Genomic DNA, 12,275 nt, shown 5'->3' with positions numbered 1-12,275 from the left:
GGGTCGTTGCCAGGCGGGCCGGGCGCCGGTAGAACTGGATGAGTCGCCGGGCGGTTCGGGTGGTTCTCCCCGCCGCTGGTGAATCCCTCTCCCTTTACGTGAGTGGCTCACGCATGCCTGTGGCGTGCCGCGATGGTCCCTGTACCCGTTGGAAGGCTTCTCTGTGTCCCAGTCCGTCATCCGCCGTATCGCCGCTTCGAAGAAGACCCTCGCGGGTGCCGTCGTCGCCCTGGGTGCCGCCGGTTCGATGCTCGCCACCGTTCCCGCCCAGGCGGCCCCGGTGAGCGCGAAGGCGATCGCCCAGCAGATGATCAAGGACCCGGCGCAGTTCGCGGCGTTCAACAACATCGTTTCCCGTGAGAGCGGCTGGGACCACACCGCCACGAACTCCTCCTCGGGCGCCTACGGCCTGGTCCAGGCCCTGCCGGCCTCGAAGATGGCCTCGGCCGGTGCGGACTGGAAGACCAACCCGGCCACTCAGATCAAGTGGGGCCTGGACTACATGAACGACCGCTACGGCAGCCCCGTGGGCGCCTGGAACTTCTGGCAGACCCACCACTGGTACTGAGCCACCAGCGGCAGCAGACACACACCAAGGACGCTCGACCGGGATCATCCGGTCGAGCGTCCTTGCGTATCTGCGGCTGCGTGGAGACGCACCGTTGTGCCGTGAAAAAGGCGGACGTCAGCGCTCCCGCACCGCGCTCCGGCGGATCGCGTCGAGCAGCGAGGCCTGTTCGAGCACCGTTTCGGTGTCGAGCACCGTTTCGGTGGAAGGCGCGCCGCCCTGGCGTACCGCGGCCGCGAACGCGGTGACCGCGGCCGCCACCTGGTCCTCGGGTGCGAGGGTGATCTCCTCCACGTGGGACCCGTTCTCCACCCGCAGTACGGGGCGGTGGTCGGCCGGGGGAGTGAAGGCGCGGTCCACGGTGATCCGGCCCTCGGTGCCCCTCAGTTCGTACGCCGAGCGGTAGGCGTGCCCGATCCCGAACGTCAACTGGGCCACGGTGCCCGCCCGGTCGCGCAGGAGCGCGGCACCCGAGGTGTCGACCTCGCGGCCGGCGTCGCACGTCAGGACGGCCCCGACGACGTCGAGGCCGGGGCCCAGCAGGTGCAGGGCCGCCCGCACCGGGTAGACCCCGACGTCCCACAGGGCGCCGCCGCCCAGCGCCGCCCGGTAGCGGATGTCGTCGTCGGGCCGGGCCGGGACGGCGAACGCGGCATGCAGTGAACGCGGCTCGCCGATGCGGCCCTCCCGCAGCAGCGCCCGTACCGCCGCGTGCTGCCCGTGGTGGACGAACAGGACGTTCTCCACGAGCGCCAGCCCGCGCGCCCGCGCCAGCCGCAGCAGCTGCGCCGTCCGCTCGTGACGGGTGGTCAGCGGCTTCTCGGCCAGTACGTGCTTGCCGGCGCCCAGGGCCGCCTCCACCCATACGTCGTGGAGCGCGGCCGGCAGCGGCACGTACACCGCGTCCACGTCGTCGCGCGCCAGCAGCGCCTCGTATCCGTGCACGGCCGCGCAGCCGAAGCGCCGCGCGACGTCGTCCGCCTTGGCGGGGTCCCGGCTGGCGACGGCGACCAGGTCCACGTCGGCCGAGGCCACCATGGCGGGGAGCATCCTGCGCACCGCGATGTCCGCGCAGCCGAGGACGGCGACCCGTACGGGGGAGGTCACGGGGGTGTGTGCCTTTCTTCGTGGAGAAGGTGGAGACAGGGGACGGTCGTCAGCCGCGGTTCGCGATGAACTCCTTCACCGTGGACACGACGTAGTCGATCATCTCGTCGGTGAGGGCGGGGTAGACGCCGATCCAGAACGTCTGGTCGGTGATGATGTCGCTGTTGGTGAGGTCGCCGATGACACGGTGGTTCTGGTCCTGGTAGGCCGGGTGGCGGGTCAGGTTGCCGGCGAACAGCCGCCGGGTGCCGATCTTGCGCTCCTCCAGGTGGTCGACGAACTCGGCGCGGCTGAACGGCGCTTCGGCGTCCACGGTGATCGCGAAGCCGAACCAGCTCGGGTCGCTGCGGTCGGTGGCCTCGGGCAGCAGCAGGTGCGGGACGCCGTCGAGGCCCTCCCGCAGCCGGCGCCAGTTGCGGCGCCGCGCGGCGCAGAAGTCGTCCAGCTTGGCCAGCTGGGTCAGGCCCAGCGCCGCCTGGATGTCGGTCGCCTTCAGGTTGTAGCCGACGTGGGAGAAGATGTACTTGTGGTCGTAGCCCTCCGGCAGGCTGCCCATCTGGTACTTGAAGCGCTTGAGGCACTTGTCGTTCTCGCCCGGCTCGCACCAGCAGTCCCGGCCCCAGTCGCGCAGCGACTCCACGATCCGGGCCAGGGCCAGGTTCGAGGTGAGGACGCAGCCGCCCTCGCCCATCGTGAGGTGGTGGGCGGGGTAGAAGCTGACGGTGGTCAGGTCGCCGAAGGTGCCGGTCAGCTGGCCGTCGTAGGTGGAGCCGACCGCGTCGCAGTTGTCCTCGATCAGGAAGAGGAAGAGGTCGTGGTCGGCGGCCAGTTGGGCTATCTCGGCGACCTCGAAGGGGTTGCCGAGGGCGTGCGCGATGATGATGGCCCGGGTGCGCGGGCCGATCGCCTGCTCCACCCGCGCCGCCGTGGTGTTGTACGTACCGAGCTCGACGTCGACGAAGACCGGCACCAGGCCGTTCTGCAGGATGGGGTTGACGGTGGTGGGGAAGCCGGCGGCGACCGTGATGACCTCGTCGCCGGGCCGCAGCCGCTGGTCCTCCAGCACGTGCGAGGTCAGGGCGGACACCGCCAGCAGGTTCGCCGAGGAGCCCGAGTTCGTCAGATGCGCCTTGCGGCGCTTGAGCTTGCGGGCGAAGGCCGACTCGAACTTGCGGGAGCTCACCCCCGCCGCGATGCGCATCTCCAGCGCCGCCTCGACCAGTGCGACCCGGTCCTCCTCCTCCAGGACCGCGCCGGAGGGCCAGATCTCGGTCACGCCCGGCACGAAGCCGCCCTGGGGCTGGCTGTCCTGGTGGAATTTGCGGACCTCGTCGAGCACGAGGTTCTTGTGAGCGCTCACGTGCGCGTCCTTTCGTGTTCCGGCAGCCGGACGGCCGCGAGGAGATCTGCCAGTGATGTGTCCAGGTCCACGGCGGGCCGCCAGCCCAGCAGGCGCCGCGCGCGCGAGATGTCCAGCTGCTGCCACTCCAGGTCCGTGCGCAGCGTGCGGGAGTCCTGACCGGACCCGGTCGGTACGGGAGCCGGGACCGGTTCGAGTTCGGTCAGCCGCACGGGCCGGTCCGCGAGGGCGACGAGCCGTTCGACCAGCCGGCGCACGGACACCGCCTCGCCCCGGGCGATGTTGATGATCCGGCCGCGGACCTGGTCGGCCGGTGCGGTGGCCGCGAGCACCGCGGCGGCCGCCACGTCGCGGGCGTCCACGAAGTCGCGTCGGGCGCGCAGCGGTGCCAGCCGCAGCTCCGCCCGCTCGCCGCCGGGCGGCGTCGCGGCCAGGCGCTGGGCGACCGTTCCCAGGAGGCTGCCGCCGGGTACGCCCGGGCCCGTGGCGTTGGCGACCCGGAGCACCACGGCGTTCAGGCCCGTGTTCCGTGCCGTCTCCAGCACCGACTCGGTGGCGGCCAGCTTGGTGCGCCCGTACACCGAGACGGGCGCGCACCCGGCGTCCTCGCCCGTGCTCGTGCCCGGCTCGCCCGGCCCGTACTCGTGGGAGCTGCCCAGCTGGACGAGGCGGACCGGGTGCGCCGACGCCGCCGCCGCGCGGGCCAGCCGCTCGGCGAAGCGGGCGTTGAGGGACCACATCCGGTCCTCGTCCGCCTGCCACACCACCCCGGCCGCGTTCACGACCACGGTGGGTGCCGCCTCGGCCAGCAGCGCCGCCACGTCCTGCTCCGGCGCCGCGAGGTCGTGGCGCAGATGCACGGTGGCGGGGTCGCCGGGTAGCTGCCCGGACGCGCCGCCGCGCGAGACGCAGACCACCCGGTGGCCCGCGGCGCGGAACGCGGCGCACAGGTGCTCGCCCATGAATCCGGTGCCGCCCAGCACCAGGGCCGTGGGTTTCATGCGCGGCCGCTTCCCTTCAGCGGCTTCCACCAGGCGGGATTGTCGCGGTACCAGGCGAAGGTGTCGGCGAGGCCCTGCTCGAAGGGGACGCGCGGGGCGTAGCCGAGCTCTTCCCTGATCTTCGTGTCGTCCAGGGCGTAGCGCAGATCGTGTCCCAGGCGGTCGGCGACGCGGCGGATCGCGGAGGTGTCGGCGCCGCCGAGTTCCACCAGGAGCTCCGCGATCTCGCGGTTGGTCCGCTCGTTGCCGCCGCCCACGTTGTAGACCTCGCCGGCGGCCCCCTCGCGGAGCACCAGGGCGATGGCCCGGCAGTGGTCGTCGACGTGCAGCCACTCCCGTACGTTGGCCCCGTCGCCGTACAGCGGCAGCGGGACGCCCTCGATGAGGTTGGTGACGAACAGCGGGATGAGCTTCTCGGTGTGCTGGTACGGGCCGTAGTTGTTGGAGCAGCGGGTGATCGACAGATCGAGCCCGTGGGTGCGCCAGTAGGCCCGGGCGATCAGGTCGGAGGCCGCCTTGGAGGCGGCGTAGGGGGAGTTGGGCAGCAGCGGTTCGCGCTCGGTCCAGGAGCCGGAGTCGATGGAGCCGTACACCTCGTCGGTGGAGACGTGCACGACCCGCTCCACGCCGGTGCGCCGGCACGCCTCGAAGACGTTCTGGCTGCCCTCCGCGTTGGTGCGGACGAACACGTTCGCGTCGTCGATGGAGCGGTCCACGTGCGATTCGGCGGCGAAGTGCACCACCGCGTCGTGCCCGGGGAACAGGTCGAGCAGCAGCGGCAGATCGAGGATGTCGCCCCGCACGAACTCCAGACGCGGGTGCGCGGCGGGCAGATTGGCGCGGTTGCCGGCGTAGCTGAGAGAGTCGAGGACGGTGACCGAGGCGCCTTCGAGGCCGGGCAGGCCGTCGTCGAGCAGGGTGCGGACGAAGTGGGAACCGATGAAGCCGGCCCCACCGGTGACGAGCACTCTCACCGGGCCTCCTGCTTCACGGGGGCACCTGTCCGGTGCCGGGCTGCGGTCATCGCTGTATCTCCTCGTCGGGTTCGGGCTGCGGGTACGGGAGCCGTCGGCGGGGTGCGGGGCGCGCCGGTGAGACGCGCCCCGCACCCCGCCACCGGGGTCAGCCGGCGGCGAGCTCCGCCAGGACGGCCGCCACCTCGGCCGGGTGCGGAAGCACGGCCATCTCGCGTGCGAGGACGTCCGCGCGCTGCCGGTAGCGCCCGTCGGACAGGAGCTCGCGGCAGCCCGCGGCGATCGCCTCGGTGGAGTCGTCCCCTTCCGGCGTCGCCACGGTCAGGCCCGCGCCGAAGTCCGTCAGGGCCTTCGCGACGATCTCCATGTAGGAGGCCTCGGGGGTGATGAGCTGCGGCACCCCCGCGTTCATGGCGGTCATGGCGGTCACCCCGCCGCCGTGGTGGACCAGCAGGTCGCAGGTCGGCACCACGACGTCCAGCGGGAGCCAGCCGATACGGATGTCGCCCAGCTCCGGAGCGAACTTCTCGGTGACCTGCTCGGGCGCCGCGATCAGCACCTCGGCCCCGGTCCGGCCCAGCTCCTCCACCAGGCGCCGCATCTGCTCGGCGGACTGGAAGGCGAGGGCCCGGAGCACGCGGTGGTAGGCCGGGCGGACCCGTGCGGCCTGCGCTCGGGCACCGCCCCGCCGGGACCCTCGTGGGCACCGGCCGGGCAGACCCCGGCCTTGAAGGCCAGCGGCCGCCGGCTCCGCGTGAACACCATGCCCGCGACCGCCTCCCGCGGCGCGCCCTGGTTCACCGTGTCCACCGGCAAGTTCCGCGAAGGTGTTCACCGCCTTCCTCGACCGGCTCGCCCGCCAGACCGGGCACGGTCCACGTCATCTCTGACCGGCACCCCGTCCACCGCTCCAAGGCCGTCCATGCCTGGCTGGAGAAGAACCCCGAGCGGATCGAGCTACACCTGATGCCCGGCCGCAGCCCCGAACTCAACCCCCACGAGATCCTGAACGCGGACATCGAGCCCAACGCCCACGCCGCCCGCGCCCACGCCGCCAACGACCTCGCCTGCGAGACCCACCGCTTCCTCCACCGCCGCCAACGCCAACCCCGCCATGTCCGCGGCTACTTCCACGCCCACCATGTCCGCTACACCCTCGAATAGACAACCAGACAGTTTCGGCTCAATAGGTCAACTTTTTACTACGCGGATGTACCCGAAAGCTAATTGGCTCGATGATGCGATATGCATAAACTATAATTATGCCGTACATGCTTCAGACGAATAAGGGTAATCCCGGCCGCGCGCAAACTCCTGCCCCACCTCGCGCGACCTCTTCCAATGGAATTACCGGGAAAACCCCCCCGGATGTTTCGGTGAGCGTGCCCAGTCTGACCCGGCAGCAGTTGGCTTCCTGGGCCCAAGACCCCAGGTTGGGGCCTGCCGTATTGCCGGACAAGTCTCCTGTTGGCCCCCTGCTCAAGGAGTATCGCAGCACTGGATCCCTCGCCCCATCGAAATTTCTGGAAAAATACTGGGATGAGGATAGTGGGGGTTGGAGGTACCCGCCCCAGGGCGGGTTTGCCGAGAAGTACGGAAGGGTCGACAGGAATGTTACGCACCTGCGTGTCGGTGACTACATAGACCGATTTGGATCTGAGAGTGGAGCGTACCTGGCGCCTGCGGGTGATCTTTACTCGAAGAGGTCAATCCCTCCGGAGAACCTGAATACTTACGATCCTAACTTTCCTTACAACTATCATCGCTATCGGGTGAAGAAGCCGTTTCTTGCCTGGCAGGGAGAGATTGCCCCGTGGTTTGAGCAGCCCGGCGGTGGTGCGCAGATCCAGCTCGACGGATCGTTCTCCATTCGAGAAAAAATAGAGGCGCTCGCTAATCGACTAGACCCCTCTGCTGACTCCAGTAAGAAGCGCTATATGAACGTGCGGCGCCTAATTGACGAAGGATATATTGAGCAAGCTTAGATTTCCCTTCTAAACATCCAGGGCTATGCAAAGTTCGGCGGTGTCGGTATCGCCGCAGGGCAGGGGGAGTTTCGGCATGTCCATCCCCTCGTTGCGTGGAGGGTTTTCGTTAAGGGACTCTACCTTCTTGCCCAGGTTAGTCTTCCCATTCGTAAGGTGAGGGCGCCCAGGGAAGCCCGGTGCGGCTTTTAAGCGGCTGTCGTTCGTGGCTTAACAAGCTTGGCCGCAGGGCGTCCCAGGCCGACTCGGCTGCCGACTGGGAAGTGCGAATGTGTCGCTGTGTAGAGCCTTGCCTGCGAGTGACCTGGGCTTTGAACATGACCGGTGGCGAGCCCGGCCTGCTGATCACCTTGCTGTTCAACCACGGCCAGGAGATGGTCTACATCCCCGGGATCGCTGTCAGCCGGGCCACCGACAGCTACCGCGGCTCCGGCAAGACGGACGCGCGTAACGCACGGATCATTGCCGATCAAGCCCGTATGCGCCGCGACCTGCAGCCTATCCGCCCAGGAAACGAGGACACCGTCGAACTGCGGCTGCTGACCGAGCGCCGTAACAATCTGGTTCACGACCGGACCCGGACGATCAGCCGGCTGAGGGCCCTGCTCAACAGCATGTTTCCGGCTTTGGAACGCACCCTGGACCTGAGCACCGCTGTTCCGCTGGTGAAGCTGACGGGATACCAGGCTCCGGCGGCGGCCCGGAGGGCCAGCAAGCGGCGCCTGACCACGTGCTGCGCAACCGCAAAGTTTACGGGGCAGAAGCCCTCGCCACCCGCGCAGTGGAGGCCGCCGAGCGGCAGCACACCGCGGTCATCGGTGAGAGGGCCATCGCGAAGACGGTGCACACACGCGCGCTGGAGGTGATGGCGCTCAACGGGAAGATCGCCGAGATCGACAAGCTCATCGAGGGCCGGTTTCGTGAACACGAGCTCGCCGAGGTGATGACCTCGATCCCGGGCATCGGCCCCACGCTGGGGCGGAGTTCCTCGCCGCCAGCGGTGGCGACCTGGACGCCCTTCCAATCCCGGACCGGCTCTCCTCCTTCAGCGGGGTTGCTCCCGCGCCGCGGGACTCCGGCCAGATCAGCGGCAACCATCACCGCTCTCAGCGGTACCCCCGGGGTCTGCAGCGCGTCTTCTGCACGTCCGCACTGCTGAGCGTCCGGTCCGACCGCCCACGCAACTTGACTTCCAGATTGGCAAGCTCGGGGCTGCTGTTCTGTCATGTGTCGGTTCTCGTAGTCGATGGGTGACATCCAGCCGCAGGCGGAGTGCTGGTGGTGGGGGTTGTATCAGTCGGTGATCCAGGTCGCGATCTTGGCGCTGACCTCGGCCCGTGCCCGGAAGCGGTGGCGGTGGCGGTGGACGTACTCCACCTTGATCGTCGAGTTCACGGCCTCGGCGACCGCGTTGTCCACGGCGGAGCCCACGCGCCCCATCGACTGCGCCAAGCCCAGCCGGTCGCAGGCGCCGCCGAAGAGCTTCGAGGTGTACTCGCTGCCGCGCCCAGGGGGCGGGCGGCGCAGCCACTTGTAGAACCAGGACCGCGAGACCTCAAGGGCCCGGCAGGAGACGGCGTGCGGCACTTGGTGGCTGGCCCTGTGGTCGGCGATGAAGTCCGCACCCCTCACGTCGTCGCCTCCTTGACCCACGGGACCACCGATCGCTGGCACGTCACGCTCCATCCGCAGCTCGAGATTCTCCTTGCACAGCCGCGCCAGCTCGGCCCGCTCGTCTGGGTCCAGGCCCGCGCGGGACACCTCCTTCTCGGGGGAGACCATGTGGCGGCGGGTCCTCGTGACCCCCAGATCCCGGGCGACCTGCGCGATCGGCTTCCCGGTCTCCTGGGAGTACCGGACCACCCCGGCCCGGAACTCCGCGTCGCACCTCTTGCATATCTCTGCCATCAAACTCCCTCATAGCGGATGTCTCCACACTACGAGGGCTCACCCGGATGCCCCGCTGACGGCGCACACTCCCCGGGACAAGCGATACCACTATGTTTGTGACGGTCATCGCCTACACCAAGGGTGGGAAGTTTGAGCGAGTGGCGAAACGGAAGACGCAGCGGGCTTAAAACCCGCCGCCTCCTTCGGGGCATGTGGGTTCGACTCGCTTACCGCAACCGCTCACCGCCAGCCCCTTCATGAGCGAAGCTGTAAAAGCGGCCTCAAGGCCCCACCTGGGCAACCGACTTCCCGGTCTCCCGGGAGTTCGGGACCGCTCCCGCCCGGAACCCGGCGTCGTACTTCTTGCGTATCTCTGCCCTCAAACTTCCTCATGGCATCCATCTCCGCGCAGGGGCCTCGACGGCTTCGTCACCGAGACCGAGACCGGGCTCGCGCCGGAGCCTGCGTAGCCCCGCCCTTTCAACCTCGGTCTCGGTGTCCGGGGCGTGGGGCGAGCCGAGGAGGCGGCGGATGTTCCACGGGCGTGCAAAGGAACCGGTGAAGATCGGGCATAGAGGCCACCGCACCGCAGGCGCGCCAGGGCCAGGGCCGGTCCACAGGCAGCCGCCGCCGGGTCCCGATCCCGCACCACCAGGTACGCCAGCCGACCGACCAGGACCACCGACCAGGAACCACAGGGTACGGCTGGACAGATCGACCAACGACGGAGAGCAGCACACGAAGCTCCCGACGAACACGGTGATCTCGGTCGATGACCCGTCCACCAGAAGCTTCGTCACGTTCCGGAGCCGACCAACTGACGGACCACACCATCAGGCTGGAAAAGACCCAAGGCCTCGACTTGGTGCGGGAGGCAATGCGGCCGGTGCATAAGCCACCAAAACAAGATCACGGAAGACTCTTCTCACCTAAGGACAGGTCAAGGTGCCAAACGATCGCCCCCCTCTGCCACTCTCCAAGCGTCCCCTTCTCCTTCCTCCACTCACCCCTAACTGGAATAATAGATTTTCCGCAATCAAAAAGAAGGCTCCCACTTCCGATAAGCCCGGACCTCAAATGAAAATCCTCATGAAGGTGAAGAATTTGGTCAAGAAGCAGGCATCGCTAACCAAAGAGCCATGGAATCTCATGCGAGCCTCCAACTGGGCCTGCTATCCAGCCGCACGCCCTAAGATGGATCTCTTCTTCTTTGAGGCCGAGATCGAATCCGCGAATAAAAACCCGGAGACACCGGAAGATGCCGCAAAGATTGATGCGCTACTGAGCGGAGACAGGTTCTCGTTCCGCCACTACAGTTACGGAGTGGGGCCAGATAGAAAAGACCGCCCGCGCTATGACCAGCTCTTGTCGTCACAGAGGCTCTCTGAGTCGAGCCTGACAGGAAGTAGAGGCACTATCGCAGCAGACTGGATCATGCTCGGAAATGAGGCATTCGTATTCTGCACCATTGCGGTGGGAGACGTCCCTGTCTACGACGAAGCAAACAACCGCCCATGGTACACGGAGCTCAATCCAGATAAAATCACAGATGCGTGGTCTTCCCTATACCTCTGGGGGTACTTCGAGACTGCAATCCACCCCGATGAGGAGGCGTCGGATTCTTCGTACTACTGGGCTCAGACTGCGGAGCACGCGCGGGTCCGAATGAAGCAGGCCAAAGAGAGTACGGGTCGCTCCGTCCCGATGGTAAGAGGTAACGGACGCGAGCTCTTGCGCGCCTTGGCACGACTGCTGATCCGTGAGGAAATTGATGGCAAGCCCGTTAATGCTGAAAACTCCGACGATGCCATCGTTAAAAAGATCAGGGAAATTTTTATGAATCGAGATATGGAAGCGAAGGTCGCCCAGACCTGTATTCCGCTCGACCTGCATACGGATTCTGAGGGACGGTCGGCCTGGGCAAAGAACCCGCTGGTAAGGGAAACCCGTAGGTTAGAGCACCCTTCACCGTCGCTGACCTACCCCAGAGGATCGAGCAAATTTAGCCTAAAGATTGGAGAAATTTAAATGTCAAACGCTCGCCCCCCGCTTCCCCTGCCCCCGCTCACTGAGGACTGGAGTGGCAAATTTTCCAAGATCAAGCTGTTGGCCCCCAATGGCACGGGGGACGCACTTCGTGACGTCAAGGCGTTGGTCAGGCGTCAGGTCCATGAGGCCAAAGAACCGTGGAACCTCATGCGAGCTTCCAACCACGCCTGCTATATCACGGAGCCTGAGATGGAGCCGTTCTTCTTCGAGTCCGCGATCAAGTCCCCGATCGAGTATAAGGGAGAGGAGACGCCGAAAGATACCGAAAAAATCAACGAACTGTTGCGCTCGAAAAAATTCTCGTTCCGCCACTACAGTGACGGGGTGGGTCGATACGGCGAACGCCCGCCCTGGATGCAGCTCTTGTCGTCACAGAGGCTCTCCGAGTCGAGCCTGGCAGGAAGTGGAGATACTTTCGCAGCAGACTGGATCATGCTCGGAAATGAGGCATTCGTATTCTGCACCATCGCGGTGGGGAAATTCCATATCTACGATCGCTTCCAGAAGGAGCGGCCGTGGTATGCGGAGATCAATCCAGATAGCATCACAGATGCATGGTTCTCCCAAGATCTTTGGCCGTACTTTGAGGAAGTGGACGACGACCTCGAGGGCGGGCAGTGCTACGTGCTCGAGACAGCGGACGACGCGCGGGAGACCCTAGAGAAGGCCGAAAAAAATCATAAAGATCCGAAGGTCATTGTTCCGATGATCAGATCTAACGGAAGAAACCTCCTGCGTATGGTGGCACGTATCCTGGTCGACAGGGATGTCTCCCCTGAGGCGGATGATGAGGCAATCGTTAAAGCTGCCAAAGATTTTTTCGGGGAGGGCATGGAAGTGAAGGTGGCCCAGAGCTGCATTCCGCTCGACCCGTATCCGGGTCCTGGTGATCCGTCCCCCTGGAGAGAGAACCCACTGATGCCCAGGGCATGATACATAGTCCTGACGACTCCAAGAACCAGCAGTTCACAGGTATGTGACGGATCTTCACCGTGCCAGTTCCACGAGCAACGAGGCTCCGATGATCAAGGGGACGTACCAAGTCGCCCGATCACCGGATCCTCGATGTGCCGTCGGTCTGCCCCCGTCTGTCTGGTGAAGTCGCCTCGCGTCAGTATCGTGAACGTCCGGGCTGGGCCGCACGGTTGAGCACCCTGCCCGATGTGCGTTATCGGCGCGGACGGCGGGATCCCCTTGGTTCGGTCCTGCTGACCGCCGCCTGCGCGGTCCTGGCCGGAGTCCGTTCCTATCTGGCCATCGGGCAGGGGGCCCGCCACGCGCCCCAGGACACCCTCGCCCGCCCGGGGTTTCGTGCCTGCGGGCCACTCGGCGTGCGCCGCC

General features: G+C 66.5%; 11 protein-coding genes and 1 pseudogene. 6 read left to right on the top strand and 6 right to left on the bottom strand.

Annotation, left to right across the window (positions count from 1 at the left end; all coding sequences use genetic code 11):
• Positions 1-163: 163 nt before the first annotated feature.
• Entirely contained in the window at positions 164-568 is a 405-nt protein-coding gene (locus tag AB8O64_RS36290) for a transglycosylase SLT domain-containing protein (protein WP_190094808.1), read from the top strand.
• Between the two features lie 117 nt (positions 569-685).
• On the opposite strand, the gene AB8O64_RS36285 is transcribed toward AB8O64_RS36290, so the two are convergent.
• The 5 genes from AB8O64_RS36285 to AB8O64_RS36265 all read right to left on the bottom strand — a co-directional run bounded on the left by AB8O64_RS36285 (position 686) and on the right by AB8O64_RS36265 (position 5,647).
• Positions 686-1,675 carry a Gfo/Idh/MocA family protein gene (locus AB8O64_RS36285; protein WP_370424227.1) on the bottom strand — a complete coding sequence of 330 codons (990 nt, stop codon included), beginning with the start codon at positions 1,673-1,675 and terminating at the stop codon, positions 686-688.
• A 49-nt stretch (positions 1,676-1,724) separates the two neighbouring features.
• On the bottom strand, positions 1,725-3,035 hold the full coding sequence (gene rfbH, locus AB8O64_RS36280; RefSeq protein ID WP_370424226.1) for a lipopolysaccharide biosynthesis protein RfbH: 1,311 nt from the start codon (positions 3,033-3,035) through the stop codon (positions 1,725-1,727).
• Positions 3,032-4,036 (bottom strand): NAD-dependent epimerase/dehydratase family protein, encoded by a 1,005-nt coding sequence (locus AB8O64_RS36275; RefSeq protein WP_370424224.1) that lies wholly within the window; start codon positions 4,034-4,036, stop codon positions 3,032-3,034. The genes rfbH and AB8O64_RS36275 overlap by 4 nt, the downstream gene beginning before the upstream one ends.
• On the bottom strand, positions 4,033-5,010 hold the full coding sequence (gene rfbB, locus AB8O64_RS36270; protein ID WP_370424223.1) for a dTDP-glucose 4,6-dehydratase: 978 nt from the start codon (positions 5,008-5,010) through the stop codon (positions 4,033-4,035). The genes AB8O64_RS36275 and rfbB overlap by 4 nt, the downstream gene beginning before the upstream one ends.
• 148 nt (positions 5,011-5,158) lie before the next feature.
• Positions 5,159-5,647, bottom strand: a complete 489-nt coding sequence (locus AB8O64_RS36265) for a glycosyltransferase (protein WP_370424222.1) — start codon at positions 5,645-5,647, stop codon at positions 5,159-5,161.
• Between the two features lie 23 nt (positions 5,648-5,670).
• On the opposite strand from AB8O64_RS36265, the gene AB8O64_RS36260 reads away from it, so the two are divergent.
• From AB8O64_RS36260 to AB8O64_RS36250, 3 genes and pseudogenes are all read left to right on the top strand, one after another.
• Entirely contained in the window at positions 5,671-6,174 is a 504-nt protein-coding gene (locus AB8O64_RS36260; RefSeq protein ID WP_370424221.1) for a transposase, read from the top strand.
• 107 nt (positions 6,175-6,281) lie between these two features.
• Positions 6,282-6,995, top strand: a complete 714-nt coding sequence (locus AB8O64_RS36255; protein WP_370424219.1) for a TNT domain-containing protein — start codon at positions 6,282-6,284, stop codon at positions 6,993-6,995.
• A 299-nt stretch (positions 6,996-7,294) separates the two neighbouring features.
• Positions 7,295-8,168: pseudogene (locus tag AB8O64_RS36250) on the top strand (transposase); the annotation flags it as partial.
• A 120-nt stretch (positions 8,169-8,288) separates the two neighbouring features.
• Here the strand turns inward: AB8O64_RS36250 and AB8O64_RS36245 are convergent.
• On the bottom strand, positions 8,289-8,903 hold the full coding sequence (locus tag AB8O64_RS36245; RefSeq protein ID WP_370424217.1) for a hypothetical protein: 615 nt from the start codon (positions 8,901-8,903) through the stop codon (positions 8,289-8,291).
• A 1,071-nt stretch (positions 8,904-9,974) separates the two neighbouring features.
• On the opposite strand from AB8O64_RS36245, the gene AB8O64_RS36240 reads away from it, so the two are divergent.
• Positions 9,975-10,913: a hypothetical protein gene (locus AB8O64_RS36240; protein ID WP_370424215.1), complete on the top strand. Its 939-nt coding sequence runs from the start codon at positions 9,975-9,977 to the stop codon at positions 10,911-10,913.
• Positions 10,914-11,123: 210 nt separating this feature from the next.
• The gene (locus AB8O64_RS36235) at positions 11,124-11,867 is read left to right on the top strand and encodes a hypothetical protein (protein ID WP_370424213.1); all 744 of its coding nucleotides are present in this window, start codon (positions 11,124-11,126) and stop codon (positions 11,865-11,867) included.
• Positions 11,868-12,275: the final 408 nt, after the last annotated feature.

The organism is Streptomyces sp. QH1-20, from assembly GCF_041283565.1.
GTDB classification, from domain to species: domain Bacteria; phylum Actinomycetota; class Actinomycetes; order Streptomycetales; family Streptomycetaceae; genus Streptomyces; species Streptomyces syringius.
This window is presented reverse-complemented; position numbering and strand designations above follow the sequence as displayed.

Excerpts from the sequence above, each read along its gene's own strand:
- AB8O64_RS36275 (WP_370424224.1), bottom strand. The coding sequence starts at position 4,036 with ATGAAACCCACGGCCCTGGTGCTGGGCGGCACCGGATTCATGGGCGAG.
- AB8O64_RS36255 (WP_370424219.1), top strand. The coding sequence starts at position 6,282 with ATGCTTCAGACGAATAAGGGTAATCCCGGCCGCGCGCAAACTCCTGCC.
- AB8O64_RS36245 (WP_370424217.1), bottom strand. The coding sequence starts at position 8,903 with ATGGCAGAGATATGCAAGAGGTGCGACGCGGAGTTCCGGGCCGGGGTG.
- AB8O64_RS36240 (WP_370424215.1), top strand. The coding sequence starts at position 9,975 with ATGAAGGTGAAGAATTTGGTCAAGAAGCAGGCATCGCTAACCAAAGAG.
- AB8O64_RS36235 (WP_370424213.1), top strand. The coding sequence starts at position 11,124 with ATGGAGCCGTTCTTCTTCGAGTCCGCGATCAAGTCCCCGATCGAGTAT.